A 13,111-nucleotide genomic window follows, 5' to 3' on the forward strand; every position below is an offset into this window, starting at 1 on the left:
TCATGGGCGTTCCACTCGAGAGAAAGCGCGGCTTCGGGCTGCATCATCTGGCGGCCGTTGGTCTCCTCACGTCCCTCGGAAGCTGCATCGCGCCCAGCGTGCTCGACGAGTCCGCGCGCGTCGTGGAGACCGAGGTCGAGCGTGAATGGCGGCCCGCCGTCGCCGAGGATCTGAGCGGGCTCTACGGCTCCATCGACATCAAGGGACCCGCGGCCGCTGCGCTCTCGAAGCTCTTCTACTCGTTCGAGCCGAGCGGTAGCTACACGGGCGCCGCGCTCTTCAGCGAGACCCCGCCGCGCTTCGAGACGCTCTCGGGCACCTGGGAACTCGAGGGCAGCGAGGTCGCGCTGGACGGCAACGAGCCCGCTGTGCTGGAAGCGGCCGACGGTGCGCTCCGCATGACGGGTGCCGAGGGCACGGTCACGTTCGTTCGCGTCGCGACGCACTGAGATGGCGCAGGCACAGAACGACCTGGAGATCTACGACCGCGAGGCCGACGCCTGGTGGGATGGATCGGATCGGTTCTTCCGGTCGCTGCGCAGCGTCAAGGAGTTCCATCTGGAGCTGCTCCTCGAGCGCTGGGCCAGTGAACCGTCGGGGGCGCGCGTCGTCGATCTCGGCTGCGGTGGGGGACTGTTCTCCATGGCGCTGGCGGATCGCGGGGCGGACGTCGTCGGCGTGGACCTCTCGGGTCCGAGCCTCGGGAGCGCAGCGCGGGAGGCGGGGCGGCGCGGGCACGCGGCCCAGTTCGTGCGAGGTGACCTGACCTCCTCGCCCGTTCGAGACGGCTGGGCGGACCTCGTGCTGCTCAGTGACGTGCTGGAGCACGTGGAGGATCCGAAGGCGGCCGTGATCGAGGCAGGCCGGCTGCTCCGGCCCGGCGGGACGCTGTTACTGAACACCTTCGATCGCAGGCCGGGCGCGGGGCTGCTCGTCGTCACCGTCGCGGAAGGGCTGGGGCTCGTTCCGAAGGGGACCCACGACCCCGCGATGTTCGTGCGACCGGCCGAGGTCGATGACGCCGCGCGCGAGGCGGGTATGACGCGCACGCACCTCGTGTGGGAAGCGCCGTCGCTCGTGAAGACCGTGCGCACGTGGACCATCCACATGCGGCGCGCGCCTCGCGGGTTTGCTTACACGGCGCTCTACGAGAAGGCCCAGGCCTGACAAGGAGCGATGCCATGACCGAGATCGCCCTGAGGCAGCGCGGACCCCGCGACACGGCGCTGGATCCGTCCTTGAGCACGCTGGCGAGGCGCGTGATCGCCGGGACCTACGGCCTCGTGAACCACGGGAGCTTCGTGGTCGCCGTCGCCGCCATGGCATGGGGGCTCTACCACGGCATGTCCCAGGAGGGCGTGCCGCATCTTCAGGTCGGCCTCGAAGGCGGGTGGCGCTGGCTCTGGAACGCGCTGCTCCTTCTGCAGTTTCCGCTGATTCACTCCTGGCTGCTCACCGCTCGCGGTCGGCGATTCATGGCGCGGCTCGCGCCCTTCGGGACCGGGCGAACGCTTGGAGCCACGATCTACACGACGCTCGCCTCCTGGCAGATCCTCTTCGCCTTCAGCGCGTGGGTTCCGATCGGGAAGGCTTCCTGGAGTCCGGAGGGCTGGCTTCTCCACGCCTGGCAGGTGCTTTTTGCGGGCTGCTGGCTCTTCCTGGTCAAGGCGCTGAAGGATGGGGGCATGACGCTGCAGACGGGTTCGCTCGGCTGGATGGCGCTCTGGAAAGGAGAGCGGCCGCGCTTCCCGGGTCTGCGCACCCAGGGCACCTTCGCGGCTTGCCGCCAGCCGATCTACCTCGCTTTTGCGTCACTGCTCTGGACCGGGCCCGTATGGACGGCAGATCACCTCGCCGTCGCGGGCCTGTGGACGGTTTATTGTCTCGTCGGGCCGATTCACAAGGAACGGCGCTTTCAATCCATGTACGGGGATGCCTTCATCACCTACAAATCCCGCATCCCTTACTTCGTTCCCAGACTGAAAGGTCGATCGAGAACTCCACAGAGACCATGAGAATTGCGTCCGTTGGCCGCGCGCTCCCCGAGCACGTCGCCAGCCAACAAGAAGTCACCGCCGCCCTGATGCAGATCTGGAGCTCGCGCAAGTCCGTGACGGATCGGCTCCCGAAGCTTCTGGAGAACACGCGCGTCGAGCAGCGTCACCTCGTGATGCCCATCGAGAAGTACGGGGAGATCGGCACCTTCGGTGAGTGCAATGATTTCTGGATCGAGTGCGCGAAGGACCTCGGTGAGAAGGCGATCCTGGAAGGGCTCGAAAAGGTGGGCCTCGGGCCCCAGGACATCGACGCGATCTTCACGGTCACGGTGACCGGTCTCGCGAGCCCCTCGCTGGACGCCCGGCTCGTGAACCGGATGGGGCTGCGGGACGACGTCAAGCGGACGCCGATCTTCGGCCTCGGCTGCGTGGCCGGAGTCGCGGGTCTCTCCCGGGCGGCCGACTATGTGAAGGCCTATCCGGATCAGGTCGCGGTGCTCCTGTCGGTCGAGCTCTGTTCCCTCACGTTCCAGCCCGGTGACCACTCGGTCGCGAACCTGATCTCCTCGGGCCTCTTCGGCGATGGCGCCGCGGCCGTGGTCCTCGTGGGCGAGGAGCGCGCGCGCAGGATGGGCCTCGAAGGGGGCCTCAGGGTCCTGGATACGCGGTCGATCTTCTACAAGGACACCGAGAACATCATGGGCTGGAGGATCTCCGAAGGGGGCTTCCAGATCGTCCTCTCCCCCGCGGTCCCCGAGGTCGCGAAGGAGCGCCTCTCGCCGGGCGTCGACGCCATGCTGGAGAAGCACGGCATGCAGCGCGACGACGTGGCCTCCTGGATCTGTCACCCCGGCGGCCCCAAGGTCCTGTCGGCGATGCAAGAGGGACTCGGCCTCGACGACTCGAAGGTCCAGCATTCGTGGGACGCGCTCGCGCAGCTGGGCAACCTCTCGAGCGCGTCGGCGCTGATGGTGCTACGCGCCCACCTGGACGCGGGCTCGCCGGGGCAGTTCAAGCGCGGCCTGGCGCTGGCCATGGGCCCGGGTTTCTGCTCGGAGCTGCTCCTGTTCGAGTGGTGCTGAGCCGGTAGCGGGAGGGGGCCGTAGCGCATCCGGCAGCCCCTGCGTTCGACGTTCAGAGGTTCACGGAAGACGGTGCCACGCCAGCGTGGCACCGTAGTCGTCCGCGGCCACGACCGTGACGAGCGTGGTGCGATCCACCGTCTCGGTGGTCGTCCCGTCCTGGACTCTGGTCACTCGCGAGCCCGCCTTTCGAAGGAGATAGGAGTAACCAGGTCGAACTCGGAGATCGCCGGCAAGGCGATGCTCCAGGTGAAGAGCGTGCTGCCTCTCGGCCTGACTCAGGCGAATTCTCTCTCTAGCAATCGTCGGCCGGAGCGAGCGAATGAAGTTCCATCCGTCGTGCTCGTCTCCGTTCGCCAGGGGATTGATGCCCTGGATGGCTCGTTGCAGCTCGTCATCTTCCAAGGGGCCGAGATCCAGCGCGACATCCACGTGGCCCAAGGATTGCAGGTGTCCCTGTGCGCTGAGTAGTGCGTCCTCTTCCCACAGGAACGGCTCCTCATACTCTCCAAAAGTGACAGAACCACCGCCATATCGACGGTTGATCAGGGGGGACAGAAGGCCCCGTCGGTAGATCCGGCACATGCCGTGGGCACCCTGTGGGGTGACCTGCCCCATGCGAATCTCGTAAGCAGTACGGTGATCCTCTGGCACCCAGAAGAAAGCGGGTTCTAGCCAGTCGCGCGTGCGCTTGAGTTCGGCAAGGAGCTGTTCTGCTCCCATGCCGTGTAGTTCGCCGAGCGTCGCTTCGTCAGGTGCCGGGACAAGACGTTCCACGGGGCTCTTGAACTGAAGTCGGGCGGGTGGGGCGAAGGCCTTCAGTCGTCGCCAGAGAAGGGTGACCCCGAATCGATCGCTGGCCACGTGCTGGAAGGCGATCAAATCATCGTGGCCGTCCAGGTGGATCGAGCGAAGGATGTAGGACTGGCCGATCTTGAGCCCATCTCGTTGGCGGTTGGCTCTTGCGGGGAACTTTGCGCCCCTGGGGAAGCCCGGGTGGCTTGCGTCCTGTTCGGTCCAGAGGCTCATCCACGACGTCTGCAAGTCGGGGCTCCAGCTGGCTGGGACAGGCTCTACGGACAGGGGAAGGCTGGAGATCTCAAGCTCTCCAATCGGGACCACGACGCCCCTGGCGCCACCATGGAAGCCGGACGAGAAGTACCCGTCGCAGCAGCTGAGTGCCGCTTCTTTCTGGTAGTCATGCTCCCGCGTGGCGAAGGAGTAGTACGCACCGCCACCATCCAGATCGAGAGCGTCGAGAACACCGTCCACCTCGTCGCGCATTCGCATCATCCTCACCATCCCACCGTCGTCGCCGAATTGCGCGAGTACGTCTTCGAAGCGCGCTTCTAGCTCGGGCGCCGGGGTCAGTAGCTTCTCTCGCAAAACCTGCTGAATCCAGCAGGCCCGATGCAGCTCGTCGATGACCTCGACAGACTCTTCGTCTTCGGCTGCTGCTATGAGGTCAGGTCCTTGAGGCCCGGGGTGGGGGTGGGTGGCTGGCGATGAAAAGAGAGCGACGAGGAGGCAGTTTGAGAGGGCCGTCGCGGGCAGGCGTCCGTACTTCATGGACCCGAGCCTAGGGCAGAACTGGTCCACGTGTCGACTTGATTCTGAGGCGGTGAAGCCCGCACTTTTTTATCCTGAGATTGCTGAATAGCGGTTGAGATGCCGCGCGTTTCTGCCTGGGAGAACCCCTCAGGGAAACCATGCCATGAATCAGAAACCCTCTTCGCGCGACATCGTCCTCGAGAACCTGGAATGGGTGCGGCGACTGGCCGAGCGTCTCGTCAGCAGTCACGACGAGGCGCAGGACGTGGTGCAGGAAGCATGGGTCAAGGCGTCGACAGCAGCGCCGGCCGAGGGAGTGCCGGAACGGCCCTGGCTCGCACGTGTTGTACGGAACCTCGTCCATGATCGGACGCGCGCCAGGACACGGCGTGAAGACCGTGAGCGAGACGTCGCGCGCCCCCTGGAGGTCGAGGACGACGGACTTGAGCGGGAAGCGGAGCAGCATCGAACGACCCTGCGTGCCTGGGTTCACGAGCTGGCCGAGCCCTATCGTTCCGCGGTTCTCAAGCGTTGGTTCGAGCAGCAGTCGGTTCGAGACATGGCTGAGGCCGAGGGGGTACCAGAAGCGACGATCCAAACGCGATTGCGCCGAGCGAGGATCCAGCTTCGGGAGCGCGCGGAGCGCGAGGCTGGCCGGGATGCACAGCGCTGGCTTCTGGTCGCGGCGCAGGCATCGGCTGCTAAGTGGATCGGGGGCAGGACGGCGGGGGCTGGAGCCGTCGGCCTCTGGACCTGGCTGCGCGGGCTGGGGGCCTGGGCGAAGATGTGCGGACTGGCGGGAGCCATCTTTTTGGCCGTGTCCTCGGTCTGGATGCTGGGCGGAGGCGTGGTGCCCCCCCTGGGCAGTCCGGCGCGCACAAGTCTCGCGAGCGCCGAAGTTGAGTTGCATCCCCTGCCTGTCGCTGTCGAGCAGGCGGCCGGTCGGCGTCCTCTCACCGCTGACGTAGCCGAGGCGACAGTAGGCAGTGACGTAGAAGGCTCTGCCGCGCAGGAGAAGCCCAAGTTTCGGCTCGTGTTCCCCAACGCCGCGTCCCTGGAACGACCACCCAGGCTTGTCGTCAAGGTCCTGGATGAAAGCGGCGTACCTGCCCAGGGAGTCGCCGTGGGGATCTACGATGCACCTCGGTTCGGCCGATGCATCCATCAAGGCGAGGCGGACGGGAAAGGGCAGGTGGTGTTCCGCCGGCTGGAAGCAGTGGCGGAGAAGACCGGTAGTCAGAGGCTCTTCGTCGGGATCATGTTTGGCGGAGAGTCGATGGATAGGGTCCCGATCGACCTGAGCGATCTTCCTCCTGCCCCAATCGTCTTGAGTGCGCCGTCGACGGGTACTGTGGTCGTGCGCCTGGTTGACGAGAACGGACGCCCGGTTGAAGAAGAATGCTGGATTTACGGCCAGGAACTCGATCCTGAATCGGGGCAGCCTGTGGTTCGAAGCGGTTCCCGCGTGTCCGCTTATCTGCGGGGCCAAATGGCCGTTCTTCAGGGGGTGCCGCCCGGCGTTCCCTTGGAGATTCTTGTTCGTGGTGGAGAGCTGCGGCGAGGTTCTACAAAAAAAATCAGTGGTGCGGCTGCTGGAGAAACCACCGAAGTTGAGGTTGAAGCCGGAGCCCTACATCCGGTCGTTGTAGGAAGGCTTATCGATCCTGAGGGTGAGCCTCTTGCGGGCGTCACTGCGGATGTGGATCTGGAAGGGGACGGCCGGCTGCGAATCAGGGCAGACGCCAAGGGACAATTCAAAGTCGGTCTTGGTGGTCTTCGCTCTTCGCATCGTGGCTCAAAGGGCATCATCACTGCGCAAGTCTTCGACAGGCGAGCGGGCAGCCAGCTCTACTTCGGAGCCTGGACGAAGCTCCCATCCATCATCGAGACTCAGGTGGATGTGGGAGACATCCAGCTGTCACCTACTCCCTTACTCCTGACCGGGCGAGTGGTCGACACTGACGGTCAGCCGGTCGAGGGAGTCTCCCCGTCGGTCAGTGTTTGGGCCCTTGGCCAGCCTGGTCAGCCAAAGCCCGGGTGGAGTGAGCATGCTTGTCAGATCGCCATGACGGATATCGACGGCGAGTTCCTGGTACACGGCTTGCCCACATCATTGGACCTCGGAATCTACGTCGACGACTCACGGAATCAGTGGACAACCGACGCGACCCGCGTCGTGCGGCCAGGCGATCGTGACGTAGAGATCGTGGTCCGGAAGGGGGGCGACTTGAGGGGGCGCGTCCAATTCCCAACGGGAATTGATGCGGCGTCTTTCTCTATCCGTCCAAGTTTTGATCCACATGTCAAGGAGCGGGCGCAGTTGCGCTATAGCCGCAAGGTGCACATGGCGGAGGACGGTTCTTTTGTGCTGCCTGCGCTACCGGTGGCGCCAGCGATACTTCACTTGGAGAGTGACGAGGTCACTCTCCCGCTGAGTCAAATGGAGGGAATGAAGCTCGACGGTGTCGTCCCCGACCCAGCGATCGAATCGAACCATCCGGACGTTGATCCATGGGATCTCCAACGCGAATGGGCGTACGTTGAACTCCGTGCCGAGGACCATCAGGGGAATCCGGTTCTGGATTCAGTTTTCGTGCTGGACGATGTGAGACTGCGAGCCCGGATGGGGCAAATGAAGGCGCTGGTGCCCAGACCTCTCCCGAACGTTCTGAGGGCGATCGCACTTGGTTACGACGAGGCCACCGCGCCCGTGCTGGACAAGACCGCCACAGTTACGATGCAGCGGAGCCGCGCGGTCGACCTTCGCCTCGACCGGCCCGTGCCTCCCTTGCCTGAAGGGTGGAGTCTCCATCTTGGCCTTCGCGCCGATCCATTCGATGCGAGCTGGATGCCGCCCAAGTACGGGTACGAAGAGGTTAGCTCTCGCAATGCAATCATGCAGACCTACTCGCATCGCGAGTGGCTTCCTTTTCTTTCGGTGCAGCCTGGAGACAGGGTCTGGAATCTAGCTGTGCCCACTGGTATCGGCCTACGGCCCTACTGGCTGCTGCAGCGCCCGTACGACGAATCGAGAATGGAACATTGGCGTTTGATTGGCCACGATGGCGCCGCTTACCCCGTCCGATTGGAGGCGGCTGCGTCATCCCATGGATTTGACATCATCTGGGACGAGGCTGCCTTCGAGGAGGCCCGGCAAGCCTTGCAGCGGTAGCAAAGAACTCGTTCGCGCCGCTGAATCGCCCGGTGAACCTTGCCGCTCATTGGGGCGTCACCGCGGCTCGGTGCTGGGCGGGGGGATCACTTCTAGCACGACGTCTTCTCTGACATCGCCCACGCCGAGGCTGATGCGCAGCGGTTTTGCGGCGGGCTGGGATCGCTTGAACAGGTCTCCGCCGTCTTCGTCTGCGCGTCGCCACGCGACGAGCGTGTAGGTGCCCGGGGCGAGGTGGCGGATTTCGAAGCGTGACGGGACAGGGCGCCCGTCGCCCGACGTGTAGCCGCCCATCACCTGGATGGAGCGACCCGGGACGCGGGCCCCCGGGTCCTCTCCCTCCGGAACGACTTCGACCATGGTCCCGAGCGACTGGTGGAAGACCTCGTCCGAACTCATCGTTCCCACGATCCTCCCGGCGTCGACGGTCCAGTCGACGGACAGGGGCGGTCCGCCAGGCTGGCTCGGGGGCGTGATCGTTCGCTCGGCGATCCGCTGCTCCGGATAGGGGAACTTCAGGCGAGCTTCCGCTGCCTCGGAACCCTGGAACGAGAGCTCGAAGCTTCCCGTTTCGTCGATCCGGGTGGCTCCCAGCTTCGACGGGCCGCGCCAGATCTCCACCGAGTAACCCGTGAGAGGCGCGCCGTTTCGATCGAACGCTCGCCCCTCGACCGAGTGCACCGCCGCCTTCTTCTTCTCCAGCGTGATCTCGGTGGTCTCACCCGCGCGAACCTCGACCGCTTCCCGGAGCCATCGCTCCGTGCGCGAGGATTCTTCGTAGTAGGCGATCGTGGCCAGGTAGCGTCCGGGCAAGACAGGTCCCAGAAGCACTTGCCGGTAGCCGGGGTGGGTCTGCTGCGTGGCAGCGCCGACCCCTCTCGAGTCGAGATCCGTGAGGAACGGTTTCGCAGGTTGGCCGTCGGCGCCGCGCCCGGGTTCGTAGTCCACCCGCACGTGGCCACCGCGGACCACGGTGATCTCCAGGGGCGAGCCTGCCTCTCCTGGAGCGAGCGCCGTGAACAGGGTGGGTTCGGGGATCACCAGTTCAGGGTGCTCGACCGTCAGCTGGTACTCGCCCTCGGGCAGGTCCAGTAGATCGAAGGCGCCAGCCTCATCCGTGACCGCTTCGCGCCATGGCCGGGCATGGAAACGTTCTTTCTTCGCTGCCAGAATCCTCGCGCCCGCCACGGGTGCGCCTCCCGCTTCGATCACGCGACCGCTGGCCGAAGACAGCACGTCCAGGGTCAGCTCGACGTCGTCCGGAAGGTCCCAGGCTTTCAGCTTCAGGAGCTTCGACGAGCGCGGGTGCTCTCCCCTGCCGCGCTGGGCGAAGACGGCGAAGTCCAGGTCGGGGAAGTCACGGATCTCGAACGCGCCCGTCGCCTCATCGAAGGGGACGGTCTGGGCGCCGAGGGGGCTCGTCCTCTCCTCGAAACCCCAGGCCTTCGCCGCCAGCCATTCTCCACCGAGGTAGAGCACGCAGTCGTCCAGGGGCAAGCCAGCGGGATCCACGATGCGGCCCCGCAGCAGTCGCGTGGGGGCGAGGCGGAGCACGACGGGCTCCTCCACGGAGGTCTCCGCTGCGCGCACCTCCGCGTGCGCCGTCAGGCGGGGCCAGGTCGAATCCTCCTTGCCCGTTCGTCTCTTGTCCCGCGGCGAAAGCGTGGTCAGGGTCGCGGCGTCTCCCTCGCGCCACCCGTCCACCGTGACGCGAATGGGGGCGTCCCTGAAGGCATTCACCGTGAAGGTGCCGTCCGCCTCCGTGAGCGCCGAGCGCGGAGGCCAGCCGGGGCCCGGATCCGTCGTCTGGAAATGGACTGCCGTCCCCTGCGCGGGGCGTCCGTCCCCGAAGACCACGCGTCCGTGCAGCACGTTCCCGCGGCTGAGCCGGATCGGCGGCAGCTCGATCTTGTGCGGGGATGCGGAGCCTTGCGCCGCCAGCTCTTCCGCGTCCATGCGAAGGCCCAGGTGCTCCGCTGCGACGACGACGAGCTCTTCCGGATGCGGCGGCAAGGCGCGGAAGAGAAAAGATCCGTCAGCCTGGGTCTTCGTCGAAAGGTAGCGCTCCGTGAACCATCGCCCGGTGAGCAGCCTGTCCGAAGGCGGCCTTTCCACCGATACCTGAGCTCCCTCCAGCGGAATCCCATCGCCGTCGACCACGGTCCCGGAGAGTTCGAGGCCCCGCGTGAGCGGCAGCTCCACCGTCTTGCGCGCGCCCCTGCCCAGGCGAATGCGGTGCTGTGGCTCCATGAAGAACGGCGCAAGGTCGACCAAGGGAGCGCGGCTCTCGTCGGGTTCGACGAGGAACAGGTCGTGGTCCGCGACGCCGCCGAACGTCGCGGCAAGGTCCTGGTCCAAGGCGCTCTCGTAGCGGGTTGGATCTTCGAAGAGTGAATCCGAGTGCCGCCCGCGCTCCTGGGCTACCAGGGTGACCTTTCGTCCGATGAGCGACGCTCGTTCTTCTTCCGTGGCGCCTTCCGGCAAGAGGAAGCGAAGCGTCAGCCAGGCCCCGACCTCGGCGCCGAGCTCGATCTCCGCACCAGGATCCTTCTCGCCGCCGAGGAGGAACAGCAAGTCCTCGGCGTAGGTGTACCTCCCTTCGAGCCTGACCCGGAAACAGGTACCTTCCGGCGCACCCTCGATGCGCGGTAGGGTGAATCGTCTCCGCGCGTCGACAGGGACGTCCGCCAGCGTCTCAAAGACGGCGTCCGGGTGCATAAGGTCGAAGTAGGACGTCGGGAGCGGCCGGCTATCCGCGGGCGCCGTCCAGGCTTCGAGGACGACGCGGAGCTCTTCGTCCGCCGGCACGGGCGGCGACACGATCACGTGCCCCTCGATCACCTCGTTCGGATGGAGCGCAATGGCTTCGGCCGCTTCCGTCTCGATCGCCACGCGGCTGCCTGGCCCCCTGGGCTGGTCCTCCTGCGCCAAGGCCATGGGTGTCAGGGTCAGGAGCACGAGCTGAAGGCCGATGAGCAGGGCGGCGCGGCAGGCGAAGGTCGGTGGCATCATCGGACTGAACCTACCTGTCGCCCTACGCGGGGTTTCACGGAAACGGCGATTGCGCCGCGCCGATGAGGTCAGAGTTCCTCGTACATCCGCAGCAAGGCATCCGCCGCCGCGCCTTCTTCGTTCACGCGACGCCAGGCCGTCGCGGTGGTCGCCAGGAAGGCCGCGGATAGCGCGAGGCACGCCAGCTGGAACGCCACCGCCAGACCCCCGGGGCCCTCGAGGCGATCGACGGCGCCGAGGCTGCTCATGGTGGTCAGCGCCAGGAATCCCGCCGTGGTCGTGGTCAGTGCCATGGTGACCCGCCTGCGCTCGATGTTTCGGCCGAGCCAGAAAAGGCCGAGCACGATCGCGCTCGGCACCCCCGGCAACAGCGCGGCGCGAACGTCGCCGCCCGCCCAGCCGGGGGCCACGCACGCCAGCGCCCCGAGGAGCAGGGCGTACCCGAGCGAAAGGCGCCAGGGCTGCGCGAGCGCCGCACTTCGCACGGCGGCGGGGTTCGGGCGTAGAGAGGAGGAGATCATCCGGGCCACAGTATGCACGGATGGGCCCCCGCTGCACGGGCTTGCGAAGGGAGCGCTATTGCAGCGTCACCGTGATCGCCGCGGAGAAGTTCGAGGTCGCCTGGCCATTGACCGCGTCGCGGTACCACACCTGGAAGCGCCAGACCTCTCCCGCCATGGCCGAGGCCGTCCCCATCGGCTGGGGCAGCGCGTTCAGGTTCATCGACGTGATCGAGGAGCCCGTGCTTCCCGACTGGAACGTCGCGCCGAGGAAGCGGCCGATCGCGCCGCCGAGACAGAGCGTTCCCTGGCTGCCGCCGGGTTGGACGACCATGCCGTCCGTCCGTGAGACGAGCGCGTAGCCGAAGCTCTGGCTCGGCAGGCTGTTCGTCAGCAGCGTGAGGTCGTTGTCGTTCGCGGCTTCGCTGCCAAAGGCGGTGAGCTTGGCGCCGCGCCCGGTGGAGTTGGGCGTACCGTCGCAATAGGTCTCGCCATGGAGCCGGTCTTCCACCGCCACGAAGGCGGTCACCGGCGGAGAGCCGGCCTGCCGGATTCGGAGCCGAGCGTAGATGCGGGACTCCGCGTCACTGCGATAGCCGATGTGCATTCCGCCATTGGCCTGCAGGTCGTGCAGGCTCCAGCCGACGTCGAGCACGCCGTCGCGATCGACGTCGATGCCGCTGGCGGGCGTCACCCAGCTGACTCCTTCGATGTCGAGACCTGCTTGTTGTCTCGACCCCAACAGTCCGGAGGGCAGCAGAAAGGAGGGGGCCGTCGTGCTCGACGTGGGCATGGCGGTAAGGAACTGGTCCCCTCGAAAATACGCCGCGTCCGTCGGGAAGGCGCACGCGGTGTTTCCATAGTAGACGGGCAGCAGAGTCTCGCCTGCGTCGGTTACCGCACCGACGGAGACGCGTTCGACTCGCTTTCCTGCAGCGGCTCCGGCGCTCGCCGGAAGGTTCATGCCCGTTCGGATCGGGACGCCATTCAGGCGGAGCGGCTCTCCATCGCGCAGCAACCAGTCGATCGAGGTACCGTTGAAGCAGGGGTTGATGGTAGTGCTGACCCTGACCACCACCGACAGGCCGTTCGGGCTGGTCGCGAACTCACCGACGGAGCCAATGGACTCCCCCGTGTTGCCGATGGGATCTCCCGGCTGGTAGAGCACTTGTCCCGTCGTGACGTTAGCGAGGATCGGCGTCCCCTGGCCGGTGCCGTTCGACACCCGCGACTGGAGCAGTAGCTCGCCCGTGGCCGTCACGGCGATGAAGGGGTACCCAGGGAGCCAGTTCGAGCCGGCGATGGGCGAGGGGTCCGACGGTCGCCAGGCGCGTGTGCTGTCGACCCAGACGGAGTCGAAGTCGATGGCGATGCCGAGCTGTACCCGTCTCGTCGTCATTCTCCAGGCGACATGCCCACCGCTAGCGGCGTCCAGGCTGGCGCTCAGAAACGTGTGGTTCGCGGGCGGCGAGGGCTGATGGAAGAAGGCGAGGGGAAGAGGCCCGACGCCGTCCGGATCATGCCAGATCTCCGGCGGCCCTTGGTCGGCCCGGAGAAGCACGAAGTAGCCGCCAGCGCTCCGGTCAAGGACGGGGCCGCTGATGACTTCGGTGGCGACTTGACCGGTGGGTAGCGGCTGCCCCTCCGTCAGCAAAACCGTGAGATTCGCCTGGAGTGGAGCCGGGCTGGTGGCTGCGAGGGCCGCGTAGAGGGTCGCTGTAGCGAGGAGTGGAAGCATGATGCGAGGTTCGGGCAAGGGCCTGGGAAGCGCGGGGCGATCACCTGACAATAACCGCC

Annotated in this window: 9 protein-coding genes; 5 read left to right on the plus strand and 4 right to left on the minus strand. The window is 66.1% G+C overall.

Annotated features, from left to right (window positions below):
• The first annotated feature begins 2 nt into the window (after positions 1-2).
• Genes Poly30_RS06760 through Poly30_RS06775 form a run of 4 tightly spaced genes read left to right on the plus strand, consistent with a single transcriptional unit; the run spans position 3 to position 3,079 of the window.
• On the plus strand, positions 3-449 hold the full coding sequence (locus Poly30_RS06760) for a hypothetical protein (protein ID WP_145195572.1): 447 nt from the start codon (positions 3-5) through the stop codon (positions 447-449).
• Position 450: 1 nt separating this feature from the next.
• Entirely contained in the window at positions 451-1,167 is a 717-nt protein-coding gene (gene ubiG / locus Poly30_RS06765; RefSeq protein ID WP_145195574.1) for a bifunctional 2-polyprenyl-6-hydroxyphenol methylase/3-demethylubiquinol 3-O-methyltransferase UbiG, read from the plus strand.
• A 14-nt stretch (positions 1,168-1,181) separates the two neighbouring features.
• Positions 1,182-2,015, plus strand: coding sequence for an isoprenylcysteine carboxylmethyltransferase family protein (locus Poly30_RS06770; protein ID WP_145195576.1), 834 nt, complete (start codon positions 1,182-1,184; stop codon positions 2,013-2,015).
• Complete coding sequence (locus Poly30_RS06775; protein ID WP_145195578.1) at positions 2,012-3,079, plus strand: type III polyketide synthase; 1,068 nt, start codon at positions 2,012-2,014, stop codon at positions 3,077-3,079. The genes Poly30_RS06770 and Poly30_RS06775 overlap by 4 nt, the downstream gene beginning before the upstream one ends.
• A gap of 60 nt (positions 3,080-3,139) precedes the next feature.
• Here Poly30_RS06775 and Poly30_RS06780 read toward each other — a convergent pair whose 3' ends face one another.
• Positions 3,140-4,648 (minus strand): hypothetical protein, encoded by a 1,509-nt coding sequence (locus tag Poly30_RS06780; protein ID WP_145195580.1) that lies wholly within the window; start codon positions 4,646-4,648, stop codon positions 3,140-3,142.
• Between the two features lie 145 nt (positions 4,649-4,793).
• On the opposite strand from Poly30_RS06780, the gene Poly30_RS06785 reads away from it, so the two are divergent.
• Positions 4,794-7,802, plus strand: coding sequence for a sigma-70 family RNA polymerase sigma factor (locus tag Poly30_RS06785; RefSeq protein ID WP_145195582.1), 3,009 nt, complete (start codon positions 4,794-4,796; stop codon positions 7,800-7,802).
• Between the two features lie 57 nt (positions 7,803-7,859).
• Here Poly30_RS06785 and Poly30_RS06790 read toward each other — a convergent pair whose 3' ends face one another.
• From Poly30_RS06790 to Poly30_RS06800, 3 genes are all read right to left on the minus strand, one after another.
• A complete protein-coding gene (locus Poly30_RS06790; protein WP_145195584.1) occupies positions 7,860-10,814 on the minus strand; it encodes a carboxypeptidase-like regulatory domain-containing protein in 2,955 nt (984 codons plus the stop codon).
• Between the two features lie 68 nt (positions 10,815-10,882).
• Positions 10,883-11,335, minus strand: coding sequence for a hypothetical protein (locus Poly30_RS06795; protein WP_145195586.1), 453 nt, complete (start codon positions 11,333-11,335; stop codon positions 10,883-10,885).
• A gap of 55 nt (positions 11,336-11,390) precedes the next feature.
• Positions 11,391-13,052, minus strand: coding sequence for a hypothetical protein (locus Poly30_RS06800; protein WP_145195588.1), 1,662 nt, complete (start codon positions 13,050-13,052; stop codon positions 11,391-11,393).
• Positions 13,053-13,111 lie beyond the last annotated feature (59 nt).

The sequence above is a fragment of the Saltatorellus ferox genome (assembly GCA_007751475.1).
In the GTDB taxonomy this organism is placed as follows: Bacteria; Planctomycetota; UBA1135; order UBA1135.